Here is a 12,395-nt window from a genome sequence, read left to right as displayed (position 1 = left end):
GTCAGGCGAACTTCGTCTTCGGCCGTTCCTGCCGGACGTCGTCGACGAAGACGTCCACCTTCTCGTCGAGGAACGCCACCAGGCCGGCGACGCGCTCGCTCTCCGGCAGCGGCGTCGGGTAGCTCCAGGCGAGGTCCTGGTGACCGGTCACGTCGAAGTGCTCGGCCGCGCCCTTGTACGGGCAGTGCGTCACGGCGTCGACCTTCTCGAGCAGGTCCATCCGGACGTCGACGCGGGGCAGGTAGTACCGCGTCGGCAGGCCCGTCTCGAACAGCAGGTGCGGCCGGACGGTGTCGGCGACGGTCACGCCGTCGACCTCGATCCGGACGTGGCGCGAGCTCGGCAGGATGTCGACGCGGACGCCGGGGTCGCGCGGGTGCGTGAAGATCTGTTCGTCCTCTTCGAACCAGTCGAACGCGGCGAAGTCGAAGCGGACGTGGTCCCGCAGCTCGGCGATCGGCGAATCCGGGTATTCCAGCGCGCCGTCCACCGCCTCGGCCCCGCCGACCTTTATCGTCGACAGAACACCTTCTCCCCGGCTGGGCGAGTGCGACGTCCGGCCGGAGGGGGTGAGGAGCCCGCTCACGACGTCCGCGCGCGGGAAGTAGTACGTGGGGTAGTACGGCACTTCCCACACGAGGAGGGGGTGCACCGTGTCCGCGACGACCTGCCCGGCGAGGAACACGCGTACCCGCTTGGCGCCTGCTGCCACGCGGACCCGCCCGCGTACCGGAGTGCTCATGCTCCGATCAACGGGTCCCGAACACGGCGTATTCCGGGAAAACCGGGGCTCGGGCGGCTAGCGTGGCAGAACGGACGAAAGACGACAGGAGGCAGGCACGGGTGGCCGGCGTAGAAGCTCCCACGGTCGGTACCCCCGCCGGGATGCGCAAGATCAACCAGCGGGCGGTGCTCGACCTGCTGCGCCGCAGCGGACCGGCGACCCGGCCGCAGGTGGCGAAGGACACCGGGCTGTCGAAGCCGACGGTGAGCCAGGCGCTGCTCGCGCTCGAAGCCGCCGGGCTGGCCCGGCCGACCGGGCATACCTCGACCGGCACCGGGCGCTCGGCCGTGCTGTACGAAGCCGACCCCACCGCGGGGTACGTGCTGGGCGTCGACATCGGCCGTGAGCACCTCCGGGTAGCCGTCTCGGACCTCGGCCGCACGCTCGTGGCGCGCCGCGACGAGCGCAACACCGCGCGCTCCGGCGCGGCGCTGGTCACGGCGGTCGGGAAGATCGCCGCCGCGGCCGTCGCGGAGGCGGGTCTCGCGGCCGGCGACATCGTTGTCCGCGTGGTCGGCTCCCCCGGTGTCGCCGATCCGGAGAAGCGCTGTTTCCGGCACGCGCCGAACCTGCCGGGCTGGGGCCGGGCCGGGTTGATCGACGACCTCGAGGCGGCGCTGGGCCCGGACCTGATGGTGGAGAACGACGCGAACCTCACCGCCGTCGGCGAAGGTGAGAGCGGGGCAGCGCGGGGCGCGTCGGTGTTCGGCTGCATCACGATCGGCACGGGTGTCGGCATGGGCATGATGGTCGACGGCCGGGTGTTCCGCGGCGCGACGGGAGCGGCGGGCGAGATCGGCTACCTGCCCTACGGCCGCACCCGCGCCGGCGACGAGGACGGCACCCCACCGGCCCGCGGCCACCTCGAAGAGGCGACGGCGGCCCAGTCGGTCGTCCGCGGCGCGCGGGAACTCGGCCTGGGCACGGCGAAGTCGGCCCGCGAGGTGTTCCGCCTGGCCCGCGAAGGGGACGAACTGGCCCGCCGCGCCCTGGAGGCGGAGGCGGACCGGCTCGCGTACACGGTGGCCTCGGTGGCGGCGGTGATCGACCCGGAGCTGATCGTCCTGGGCGGTGGCATGGGCACGGCGGCGGACCTGCTGCTGGAGCCGATCGACCGGGCGTTACGCGCCTTCACGCCGTTGGTGCCGAAGGTGGTCCAGGGCGAACTGGGCGAGGACGCGGTCCTGACGGGCGCGATCAGCGTCGGGCTGCGGGCGGCCGAAGGCCTGGTCTTCGACCGCCGCGTCGGCGCTTAGCCCTACAGGCAGCCGATGGTCTCGCTCGCGAAGACCGGATCGCTGAAGCTGCCGTCATAGTCGATGTCGAGCCGCTCTTCGTTGCGGACGCAGAGCCGCGTCTGCCGGCCCGCGGCGGGGTAGATCGTGCGCTGCTCGCCCGCGTTCAGCCGGACCGAACCGAGGTCGTCGATGTCGAACGGGCCGCCGTCGTAGGCGTAGACGAGGTCCCACTTGACGGTCCGGGCGCTCGTCGCCGTGTTGATCAGGCCCAGGTAGCCGAGCACGTTGCACTTCGTGCTGTCGCAGTTCCAGCGGAAGCAGACCTGGTAACGGATCTTTCCGTGCGACGCCGTGCCCGAGCACTTCGGTGACGCGACGGCCGCGGCGGGGACCGCGGCGTCGGCCACGGCCACCGAGAGCACCAGGCTGGGCGCGAGGGCCGTGCACAGCAACGTCAGCAGCGCGAGAGTTCGCTTGAACATCCGGGCATCCCTTCGCAGGTGGGTTTCGCCGCCCCCACGTCCCGGCGCCGCGGATGGTTGAGCCGCCCGCCGCGGTCCCACACGATCGGCCCAGCGGAGCCTAGGCCGCGCGCCAGGCTTCTCCGCCCGTCGAGACCCGCCACGGCGTCAGCTTCATCACCGTGATCTTCGGGTCCCGGAAATCCTCCCCTCCAAGGATCTTCGGGTCGTAACCCAGCGGCTCGGCGGTCGACGCGAACAGGTCCCACAGGTACTCGCGCGTCTCTTCGTCGTCGACGAGCTCCGCCCGGCACTCCGCCACCGCCACCTCGTGCTGCGGGTCCCAGTACGAGCACGACACGTACGGCGACGCCGCCAGGTGCGCCAGCTTCAGCGGCGTCGGGCGGGTGAACAGCCAGCCCGTCAAGCCGTCCGGGCCGTCGGCCCAGATCGGGTGGACCACCCGTGAGCGCGGCCGGCCGCGGCGGTCGACCGTCACCAGCGTGCACCACACGATCCGGTGGGCCACGCGCACGAACTCGCCGGCCAGCCCGGCCGGCACTCTGCTAGATTCCACAACCATGGTTGTGCATCCTACGGCAGCAAACCTCGACCTGTCACTCACCGCCCTCTTCGCGGGCTGGGTGCTGACCGACGAGGTGCAGCGGCGCCTGGCCGGGCAGGGCTTCGGCGACCTGCGGTTCAACGACGGCGTCGTGATCCAGCACGTCCTCGCCGCGCCCCTGTCCATCACCGCGCTGGCCGAGCGGATGGGCGTCACGCAGCAGGCCGCGTCCAAAGCCGTGGCCGATCTCGAACGCCGGGGCCTGCTCGAACGCCGGCCCGATCCGGCCGACGCGCGCACAAAGCTGCTGCACCTCACCGAGCACGCGCGCGAAGCCGTCGTAGCGACGCGAGTCCTGCGAAGCGCGCTTCAGGACGAACTCGTGGCGGAGTACGGCGAAGAGCTGGTCGAAGACGCGCGAACCCTGCTGGCGTCGGTCATCGGCCGCTACGGCGGCGAGGACGCCGTCCGGCAGCGCCGAGTCCGCCCGCCGCACTGATTACCTGCCACGTAATCGACGTCCGGGACCGGACGGCCGATCATCACGGGCATGAGCGAAACGAACCGCATGATCGTCGTCGACTGCCTCGAGAACCTGTTCGTGCACAAGGACTTCGACGCCGCGAAAGCCGCATTGCACCCCGACTTCGTGACGCACAGCCGGGGACTGCCCTCCGGCCGCGACGCGTTCGCCGACGCCGTCAAAAACTCACCCCTGGCCGGCGCGACCGCCGAGATCCGGCACGTCGTCGCCGAGCACAACCTCGTCATGGTGCACCTGCACGTGGCCGGCACGGCGATCGTCGACATCCTGCGCGTCGAGGACGGCCTGCTCGTCGAGCACTGGGACGTGAAGGAACCTAGCGCGTGATGACGCAGGTCCCCGACGCCGTCGCCAGCAGCTTGCCCTCGGCGTCGCGGATCTCCCCTTCGGCGAACGCGATCCGCGAGCCCTCCTTCACCACCCGGCCGGTCGCGCGGATCTCGCCGCGGCCCGCGTGGATGGCGCGCAGGTAGCTCACCTTCAGCTCCACCGACGAGTACCCGACCCCGGCCGGCAGCGTCGTGTGCACGGCGCAGCCGACCACCGAGTCCAGCATCGTGGCCGCGACGCCGCCGTGGACCATGCCGATCGGGTTGTACAGCGACTCGTCCGGCTCCGCGACGGCGACGACCTCGCCCGGCGCGATGCGCTCCCAGCGCAGGCCGAAGTGCGCGGCGATCGGCGGCCCGGGGACGCGGCCCTCGGCGATCGCCGTCATGTACTCCAGCCCGGTCATGGTCAGGCCGAGCCGGGCGGTCGGCGCCGGGTCCTGCCAGGTGATCGTCTTCGAGCGGGTCTGCGCCCCGGCGGCCACGTCCGTCATCTCGGCTCCTCGACTATGACAAGTGTCTTAACCGCAGCCTCGCCCGCCCGGGCCCGCGGCGTCAAGCGCGCGTGACCCAGACCACCGGTGGTCGCCCCGCGGCCCGGGTGGAATCATCCGGGGGTGGACATCGACCCCGGCCGCAAGCTGATCGACCCGGAACGGGTGGCCGCGGCGGTCGACGGGCTGGGCGACCGCGCCGTCATCGACGAGTGGGCCCAGCGGTTCTCCGTGGTCGCCGACCCCTCGCGGCTCGCGCTGCTCGTCTCGATCCACTACGCCCGCGAGATCAGCGTCACCGACCTCGCCGCGGCGACCGGCATGACCGACACGGCGGTGTCGCAGGCCCTGCGGCTGTTGCGCGCCCACGGGCTGGTCACCACGCAGCGCTCCGGCCGGGTGGTGCGCTACCGGCTCGCGGACGCGACCGTGCACGAACTCATCCATCGGGTGCGCCCCCACCCCGAACACGCCGCGAACGAAGACGAGGACCGGTAGCGTGCGGGCATGACGGGACTGCCCGAAACCATCACCGCCTGCCTGTTCGACCTCGATGGAGTGCTCACGGGAACGGCGGTGCTCCACCGCGAGGCGTGGAAACGGACATTCGATGAATTTCTCCGCGCGCGGGACGGCGCCGGGTTCCAGGAGTTCACCGACGCCGACTACGCGACCTATGTGGACGGCCGCCCCCGCGCCGACGGAGTGCGTGAATTCCTGAAGTCGCGCGGGATCGAACTGCCCGAGGGCGACCCGGACGACGCCGTGGACGCCCCGACCGTGAACGGCGTCGGCAACCGCAAGAACGAGCTGGTCCTGAAGATCATCGACGAGCGCGGAGTCAGCCCCTACCCCGGCTCGATCCGCTACCTCGACGCGGTCAAGGCCGCCGGGCTGCGGATCGCCGTCGTGACGTCGTCGGCGAACGGCGCCAAGGTGCTCGACGCGGGTGACCTGAGCAAGTACGTCGAAGCCCGCGTCGACGGCCTCACGATCCGGGAGCAGCACCTGAAGGGCAAGCCCGCGCCGGACTCATTTCTGGCCGGGGCCAAGGCCCTCGGGGTCGAACCCGCGCACGCCGCCGTGTTCGAGGACGCCCAGTCCGGCGTCCAGGCCGGGAAGGCCGGGAACTTCGGGTACGTCGTCGGCGTCAACCGGGCCGACCAGGCCGACGCGCTGCGGGCGCACGGCGCCGACGTCGTCGTCGACGACCTCGCCGAACTGCTGGAGGACCGATGACCGAGGAAGAACCCCGCGGCTACGAGTGCGCGCCGTGGGAGCTGCGGTGGCGCGGCATGGACGTCGACGCCCTGCAGCGCACCGAATCGGCGTTCGCCGTGTCCAACGGCCACATCGGGCTGCGCGGCACCCTCGAGGAGGCCGAGCCGCGCGGGCTGCCCGGCACGTACCTCAACGGGTTCTACGAGCAGCACGAACTCCCCTACGCCGAGGCGGGGTACGGCTATCCCGAAGAGGGCCAGACCGTCGTCAACGTGACCGACGGCAAGATCATCCGGCTGCTCGTCGAGGACGAGCCGCTGGACATGCGCTACGGCACGGCGACCAAGCACGACCGGGTGCTCGACTTCCGCAAGGGCACGCTCTGCCGCAGCACCGAGTGGTCGTCGCCGACCGGGCGGCGGGTGCGGGTGCGCACCGAACGGCTGGTTTCCTTCACCCAGCGCGCGATCGCCGCGATCCGGTACGAGGTCGAGCCGCTCGACGAGGACCTGCAGCTGGTCGTCCAGTCCGACCTGCTGGCCAACGAGCCGATCGAGTCCGACACGAGCGACCCGCGGGTGGCCGCCGCGCTGGAGTCGCCGCTGGTCGGCGAGTTCCACCGCGCCCACGAGTACAACGCCGTGCTGGTGCACCAGACCCGCCGCTCCGGGCTGCGGATGGCCGCGGCGATGGACCACAAGATCGAGGTGGACGACGGGATCCGCGCCCGCATCCACTCCGAGGAGGACCTCGCGCGGCTCACCGTCGCGGTCGACGTGCCGAAGGGCGGGCGGCTGCGCATCACCAAGTTCCTCGCCTACGGCTGGTCCGCGCAGCGCTCGGTGCCCGCGCTCCGCTCGCAGGTCGAGGCGGCGCTGGCGGGCGCGCGCCAGACCGGCTGGAAGGGCCTGGTCACCGAGCAGCGCGAGTTCCTCGACGACTTCTGGGCGACGTCGGACATCGAGATCGACGGGGATCCCGAGCTGCAGCAAGCGGTTCGCTTCGCGCTGTTCCACCTCCTGCAGGCCGGGGCCCGCGGCGAGAGCCGCGCGATCGCCGGCAAGGGGCTGACCGGCCCGGGTTACGACGGGCACGCCTTCTGGGACACCGAGTCGTTCGTCCTGCCGGTGCTCACCTACACGATGCCGGACGCGGCGCGCGACGCCCTGCGCTGGCGGCACTCCACAATGGACAAAGCGCGCGAACGCGCGCACCAGCTGGGGTTGCGCGGCGCGGCGTTCCCGTGGCGCTCGATCAACGGCGCCGAGTGCTCGGCCTACTGGCCGGCCGGCACGGCCGCGTTCCACGTCAGCGCGGACATCGCCGACGCCGTGCTGCGCTACCTCAACGCGACCGGCGACGACGAGTTCGAGCGGGACTACGGCACCGAGCTGCTGCTGGAAACCGCGCGGCTGTGGGCGTCGCTGGGCCACCACGACCGGCACGGCGCGTTCCGCATCGACGGCGTCACCGGGCCGGACGAGTACTCCGCGGTGGCGGACAACAACGTCTACACGAACCTGATGGCGAAGCGGAACCTGCTGGCCGCGGCGGAGTCCTGCCGGCGGCACGCGGACGTGGCGGCGCGGTTCGGCGTCGACGCCGTCGAACTGGACTCGTGGCGCGCGGCCGCCGCGGCGATGTTCCTGCCCTACGACCGGGAGCTCGGCGTGCACCCGCAGTCGGAGGGCTTCCTCGACCACGACGAGTGGGACTACGAGGGCACCGAGCTCGCGCAGTACCCGCTGCTGCTGCACTTCCCGTACTTCGACCTGTACCGCAAGCAGGTCGTGAAGCAGGCGGACCTGGTGCTGGCGCTGTACCTGTGCGGAGATTCGTTCAGCCCGGAGGAGAAGGCGCGCAACTTCGCCTACTACGAGGCCCGGACCGTGCGTGACTCGTCGCTTTCGGCGGGGACGCAGTCGGTGGTCGCGGCCGAGGTCGGGCACCTCGACCTGGCCTACGACTACCTCGCCGAAGCCGCGCTGACCGACCTGCACGACGTGCACAACAACGTCCGCAACGGCCTGCACATGGCGTCGCTGGCCGGGGCGTGGCAGGGCGCCGTGGCCGGGTTCGGCGGCCTGCGCGACCACGGCTCGACGCTCGCGTTCGCGCCGCGGCTGCCGGCGCAGCTGGACCGGATCACGTTCCGCCTGATGTTCCGCGAGACCCGGTTCCAGGTCGAGATCGACGCCGACCAGGCCACCTACCACGTGCTGGCCGGCGAGCCCATCGAAGTGCTGCACCACGGCGAGCGCGTCCGGATCACCGCCGAGCCCCGGCGTCTCCCGATCCCGAAGATCGACGCCGGCGACCCGCCGAAGCAGCCGCCGGGGCGCGCCCCGATGCGCCGCGACTCGGAAAAGGTGCGTCAGTACGCGGAACCGACCAACCCGGTCACTCCGGAAGGTCGCTGACGACGTCACGCCCGGGCGGGGCCGGCACGTCTTCGGTCCCGCCCGGGTTGACGTCCGGGTCCGGCGCTGTCGGCACGTCGTGGGTCAACGAGCCGGGGGTCGGGAGCTTCGGGAGCTCTTCGTCTTCGTCGTCGCGGGTGTGACTGCTCTGCTGCTGGCTCATGCTTCCGGCATACCCGGTTTTCCCGGCCACGACCAGGGGTCAGGCCGCGGGCAGGCTGGTGGCCGCGGCCATCGCCTTGTCCTGCAGGCTCAGCAGCAGGCCGTCCCGGGTGGACCACGGGCAGATCGACATCTTGCCGCCGGCCACCGTCAGCAGGGACTCCGCCACGATCGCGCCCGCCAGGGCCTGGTGGGCGCGGCTGCGGGAGATGCCCGGCAGCTGGGCGCGCTTGGACGGCGGCAGCGCAGTGAGCCGCGGGATCCAGGCGCGCAGGTCGTCGAGCCGCAGTTCGCGGCGCCGCCCCGGCCGGGCGCCGGACAGCCGGGCGAGCTGCTGCAGCACCTTCGAGCAGCCGACGACCCACGGGTCTTGGACGCCCGCGGCGCCGAGCGTGGTCGTCACGACGTCGAGGGCGTGCGCGCGCAGCGCCTTGACCTGTTTGCCCGACACCTTCTCGCTCGGCAGCCAGTCCCGGGTCATCGACCGGGCGCCCAGCGGCAGCGAACGGGCGAACGACGCCGTCTCGCCGCAGCCGGCGGCCAGCTCGACCGTGCCGCCGCCGATGTCGAGCACCAGCAGCGGGCCGGCCGACGCGCCGTACCAGCGGCGAGCGGCCAGGTAGGTCAGCTCCGCTTCGCGCGGACCGGAGAGGAAGCGCAGCTCGACGCCGGTTTCGCCGGCGACGTGCCGGACGACCTCGGCGGCGTTGGCCGCGTCGCGGATCGAGGAGGTCGCCAGCGGGTAGACGCTGCGCACGCCGGCGCGGTAGGCCATGGTCATGCCCGCGGCGACGGCGGCCGTGATGGCCGCGACGCCCTGGTCGGTGAGCCGGCCGCGGTCGTCGAGCTCACGGTCGAGACGCAGCCGCGTCTGGTGGTTCAGCAGCGGCTCGCGCGGTGAGCCGTCGATCGGCACCACGACCAGCCGGGCGCTGAAGGACCCGACGTCCAGCACGCCCACCGCGGGCTCGTCGATTTTTCGCACAGCGCGGCGCACCTCACTTTCCCGGCAGTGGATATCCCCAGTCCGACTGCATCAAACATCTAATGATGTCCGATCTCGTACCGATTTGCCGGACCTTGACGGATTGCACCCTGACAGACGTGCCTTCTTGACAAGAAGGTCACAGCGGGATGACCCGATCGAGTGAACGAGCCTAGCAGTGGACACGATTCGGTAACGCCACCCCGTCCCAGCGCGATTAATCGGACATCAAAACCGGTGCGGAGCAGGCGAAAGTGACCGAACGACCGACACGGCGATCCGAGCTCGTGCGGCCGGCCGCAGCCGTGCTCGCGGTCGTGGCCGGGCTCGGCTGCGTGCTGCTCGGCGTCACGACCGTGTTGACCCCCGTAACGTCGGTCACACCCGGCGCGCCGGCGGTGAACGGGCCCGCGGTTCTCGGGTCCGGCGCCCCGCCGGTCGCCCTCCGGGTCCCGTCGCTCGGCCTGGTGCTGAACCACCTGATCGGCCTCGGCCACGTCGGCGGCGGCCGCCGCGAGCAGCCCGGCACGGCGCTCGGTGTGGGCTGGTTCACCGACGGCCCGGCCCCGGGCGCGCCGGGGGTGGCGGTGCTGTCCGGGCACGCGGGCTTCGGGTACACGAGCGGCAGTTTCGCCCGGCTCGGCAAGCTCGAGCGCGGCGCGATGATCATCATCGGCGCCGAGGACGGCCGCGAGTCCCGGTTCACCGTTCGTAAGACGGCGCTGTATCCGGCGGACGAGCCGGACAGCACGTTGGTTGCGCCCGAGGGGACGGGACCGGAGCTGCGGCTGATCACCAGCGACGGCGTGAACGACACGGCCGGTTTGGGCGCGGCGCGGGTTGCGGTGTCGGCGGTGCCGGTCTGATTGGATCGACGGCCTGCACGTCCGGGCGGCGGGTGCGGGTGGGATTGCCTTGCGCGGTGGCGGAGTGCGCGGCTAGTGCCTCGGCCACCGCAACCCCTCGGTCCGGAGCCGCACGGATTGCGCGGCACCGGATTCCCGCCTCAGTCGATCAGCAGCCGCAGCCCCGGCGCCGCAAGGATTGCCCGCCTGCGGCAAAGTGCGCAGCTGGCGCCTCGGCAACCGCAACCCGGCGTTGCGAGGGTTTCGCGGCGCCGCCCCACCTCAGTCGATCAGCTCCCGCAGCTGGGACACCCCGGCCACCCGCGCCTCGCGGCCCGGCTGCAGCGGGTTGACGATGAGCGTCGATGCGCCGGCCTCCTTGAACGCCGCCACCCGCTCGCGCACGTAACCCGCCGGGCCGACCAGGGAAATCGCGCGCAGGAGCTCGATCGGCACCGCCGCCGCGGCCTCTTCCTTCTTGCCGTCGAGGTAGAGGTCCTGGATCAGCTTCGCCTCGGCCTCGTAGCCGTAGCGGCACGCCAGGTCGTTGTAGAAGTTCTTGCCGCGCGCGCCCATTCCGCCGACGTACAGGGCCACGACCGGGCGCACCTGGTCGAGCAGCCCGTCAACGTCGTCGCCGATCGCGAGGGCGACCGTGACGAACGTGTCCAGCTCGCCCAGCGCCGGGTCGCGCTTGGCCCTTCCCTCGGCCAGGGACTCGCCCCAGACGTCGGCGGCCTTCTCCGGGTGGAAGAAGATCGGCTGCCAGCCCTCGGCGATCTCCGCGGTGAGCGCGACGTTCTTCGGCCCGAGCGAGGCCAGCAGCACCGGGATGCGCTCGCGCACCGGGTGGTTGATCAGCTTCAGCGGCTTGCCCAGGCCGGTGCCCTGCTCCGGCGGCAGCGGGATCGTGTAGTGCTTGCCGTCGTGGACCACGCGTTCGCGGCGCCACACCTGGCGGCAGATCTCGACGATCTCGCGGGTGCGGGCCAGCGGCGCGTCGTACTTCACGCCGTGGAAGCCCTCGATGACCTGCGGGCCGGACGCGCCGAGGCCGAGGATGAACCGCCCGTCGGAGACGAAGTCGAGCCCGGCCGCGGTCATCGCGGTGAGGGTCGGCGTGCGGGTGTAGATCTGGAAGATGCCGGACGCCAGCTGCACGCGCTCGGTCTTCGCCGCGAGGTAACCGAGCTGGCTGACGGCGTCGAACGAGTACGCCTCCGGCACGAAGGCGACGTCGAGGCCGGCCTTCTCCAGTTCGACGATGTCCGCGACGCTGTCGGCGAAGCCTCCGGCGTAGTTGATCGCGGTCCCGATCCGCATGTCCACCTCCGTTGCTGAGCAAGCGCTTAGTCGGATCCTAACGGGAGACTCCGGTCACCACCCGGGCGATGTGCGGCCCGCCACTCAGCGGCCGGTGAGGGTGCGGACCACCAGCTCCGCCGACGCCCCGGCGCCCAGCGTCGTCCCGGCGTAGCGGACGTCGGCGGCGAGCGTGCCGGCCGGCGGTTCGTCCCGGACCGTGAGCCACACCGTGACCATCAGCAGCCAGCGCACGATCAGGTAGCCGAACAGCAGGACCCCGACGAGCGTGCCGAACGTCGCGACGGCCGGGGACCGGCCGAGGATGTGCAGGTAGAGGCCGCCGGCCTGCTGGATCGCGCCGAGCCCGAGCGCGGCGGCCCCGGCCGGGCGCAGCGTCGAGCGCAGCGGCAGGGGCGTGCGGGGCAGCCGGGCGAGGCACCAGGCGATCACCAGCCAGTTCGCGGCGAGCCCGAGCAGCAGTGACCCCGCGACGAGCACAACGTGCGCGAACCCGCCGTCCAGCCCGGTCAGGCGCAGCAGCCAGCTGCCGGCGGCGCCGGTGAGCGCCGCGAGCCCGAAGGACACGGTCATCGCCAGCCCGACCCCGGCGAGCACGAAGACGTCGGCGACGATGCCGCGCACCAGTGGCCGCGGGGTCCGTTCCTGGCCGAGCATCGCGGTGACGGCGTCGCGGACGTTGCTGATCCAGCTCCAGCCCGAGTACGCGGCCACGGCCAGCGCGAGCAGCCCGATCCGGCCGCGCTCCCCGACGACGGTGTGCACGACGCCGGTGACCTGACCCGCCAGCTCGGGCGGCAGCGAGGCGCGGATGACCTGGTCGAGCTCGGCGGCGAGCAGCCGGTCGCCGGCCAACACAAAGCCGGCCACCGAGACGGCGACCATGATCATCGGCACGAGCGCCAGCAGGCTGAAGAAGGTGACGGCGGCGGCGTAGTGGTCGCCGTCGCGTTCCCGGTAACACGCCAACGTCGCCCCGCACCGCCGGAGCGGCCTGCCCAGCACGGCCTTCACCGCTCCACGT

General features: G+C 72.0%; 15 protein-coding genes. 7 read left to right on the top strand and 8 right to left on the bottom strand.

From position 1 onward, the window contains the following. Position 1: 1 nt before the first annotated feature. Positions 2–742 carry a DUF427 domain-containing protein gene (locus ACZ63J_RS40225; RefSeq protein WP_465399247.1) on the bottom strand — a complete coding sequence of 247 codons (741 nt, stop codon included), beginning with the start codon at positions 740–742 and terminating at the stop codon, positions 2–4. A gap of 101 nt (positions 743–843) precedes the next feature. Here ACZ63J_RS40225 and ACZ63J_RS40220 point away from each other — a divergent pair, with 101 nt between their 5' ends. Further along, on the top strand, positions 844–2,040 hold the full coding sequence (locus ACZ63J_RS40220; RefSeq protein WP_465399248.1) for an ROK family protein: 1,197 nt from the start codon (positions 844–846) through the stop codon (positions 2,038–2,040). A 2-nt stretch (positions 2,041–2,042) separates the two neighbouring features. On the opposite strand, the gene ACZ63J_RS40215 is transcribed toward ACZ63J_RS40220, so the two are convergent. Continuing rightward, positions 2,043–2,504 carry a hypothetical protein gene (locus ACZ63J_RS40215; RefSeq protein ID WP_465399250.1) on the bottom strand — a complete coding sequence of 154 codons (462 nt, stop codon included), beginning with the start codon at positions 2,502–2,504 and terminating at the stop codon, positions 2,043–2,045. A gap of 100 nt (positions 2,505–2,604) precedes the next feature. Beyond that, on the bottom strand, positions 2,605–3,066 hold the full coding sequence (locus ACZ63J_RS40210) for a pyridoxamine 5'-phosphate oxidase family protein (RefSeq protein ID WP_465335315.1): 462 nt from the start codon (positions 3,064–3,066) through the stop codon (positions 2,605–2,607). Here ACZ63J_RS40210 and ACZ63J_RS40205 point away from each other — a divergent pair. Continuing rightward, a complete protein-coding gene (locus ACZ63J_RS40205; RefSeq protein WP_465399251.1) occupies positions 3,065–3,547 on the top strand; it encodes a MarR family winged helix-turn-helix transcriptional regulator in 483 nt (160 codons plus the stop codon). The two genes, ACZ63J_RS40210 and ACZ63J_RS40205, sit on opposite strands and share 2 nt — an antisense overlap. A gap of 51 nt (positions 3,548–3,598) precedes the next feature. Continuing rightward, entirely contained in the window at positions 3,599–3,919 is a 321-nt protein-coding gene (locus tag ACZ63J_RS40200) for a nuclear transport factor 2 family protein (protein WP_465399252.1), read from the top strand. Here the strand turns inward: ACZ63J_RS40200 and ACZ63J_RS40195 are convergent. Beyond that, positions 3,909–4,415: a PaaI family thioesterase gene (locus ACZ63J_RS40195; RefSeq protein ID WP_465309918.1), complete on the bottom strand. Its 507-nt coding sequence runs from the start codon at positions 4,413–4,415 to the stop codon at positions 3,909–3,911. The two genes, ACZ63J_RS40200 and ACZ63J_RS40195, sit on opposite strands and share 11 nt — an antisense overlap. A 129-nt stretch (positions 4,416–4,544) precedes the next feature. Here ACZ63J_RS40195 and ACZ63J_RS40190 point away from each other — a divergent pair, with 129 nt between their 5' ends. The 3 genes from ACZ63J_RS40190 to ACZ63J_RS40180 are packed head-to-tail and all read left to right on the top strand — an operon-like array spanning position 4,545 to position 8,056. Further along, entirely contained in the window at positions 4,545–4,913 is a 369-nt protein-coding gene (locus ACZ63J_RS40190) for an ArsR/SmtB family transcription factor (protein ID WP_465310217.1), read from the top strand. 9 nt (positions 4,914–4,922) lie between these two features. Beyond that, positions 4,923–5,654 (top strand): HAD family hydrolase, encoded by a 732-nt coding sequence (locus ACZ63J_RS40185; RefSeq protein WP_465399253.1) that lies wholly within the window; start codon positions 4,923–4,925, stop codon positions 5,652–5,654. Continuing rightward, positions 5,651–8,056 carry a glycoside hydrolase family 65 protein gene (locus ACZ63J_RS40180; protein ID WP_465399254.1) on the top strand — a complete coding sequence of 802 codons (2,406 nt, stop codon included), beginning with the start codon at positions 5,651–5,653 and terminating at the stop codon, positions 8,054–8,056. The genes ACZ63J_RS40185 and ACZ63J_RS40180 overlap by 4 nt, the downstream gene beginning before the upstream one ends. Here ACZ63J_RS40180 and ACZ63J_RS40175 read toward each other — a convergent pair. Next, entirely contained in the window at positions 8,037–8,219 is a 183-nt protein-coding gene (locus ACZ63J_RS40175; protein ID WP_465399255.1) for a hypothetical protein, read from the bottom strand. The two genes, ACZ63J_RS40180 and ACZ63J_RS40175, sit on opposite strands and share 20 nt — an antisense overlap. A gap of 39 nt (positions 8,220–8,258) precedes the next feature. Next, entirely contained in the window at positions 8,259–9,203 is a 945-nt protein-coding gene (locus ACZ63J_RS40170; RefSeq protein ID WP_465335309.1) for a Ppx/GppA phosphatase family protein, read from the bottom strand. 254 nt (positions 9,204–9,457) lie between these two features. Between ACZ63J_RS40170 and ACZ63J_RS40165 the strand changes: the two genes are divergently transcribed. Next, complete coding sequence (locus ACZ63J_RS40165) at positions 9,458–10,069, top strand: class F sortase (protein ID WP_465399256.1); 612 nt, start codon at positions 9,458–9,460, stop codon at positions 10,067–10,069. A gap of 261 nt (positions 10,070–10,330) precedes the next feature. Here ACZ63J_RS40165 and ACZ63J_RS40160 read toward each other — a convergent pair whose 3' ends face one another. Continuing rightward, the gene (locus tag ACZ63J_RS40160) at positions 10,331–11,371 is read right to left on the bottom strand and encodes an LLM class F420-dependent oxidoreductase (protein WP_465309912.1); all 1,041 of its coding nucleotides are present in this window, start codon (positions 11,369–11,371) and stop codon (positions 10,331–10,333) included. A gap of 84 nt (positions 11,372–11,455) precedes the next feature. Beyond that, positions 11,456–12,385, bottom strand: coding sequence for a YihY/virulence factor BrkB family protein (locus tag ACZ63J_RS40155; RefSeq protein WP_465399257.1), 930 nt, complete (start codon positions 12,383–12,385; stop codon positions 11,456–11,458). Positions 12,386–12,395 lie beyond the last annotated feature (10 nt).

The organism is Amycolatopsis sp. NPDC104863, assembly GCF_055582965.1.
The sequence above is the reverse complement of the archived record's forward strand: the minus strand, read 5'-3'. Positions and strand labels throughout refer to the sequence as shown.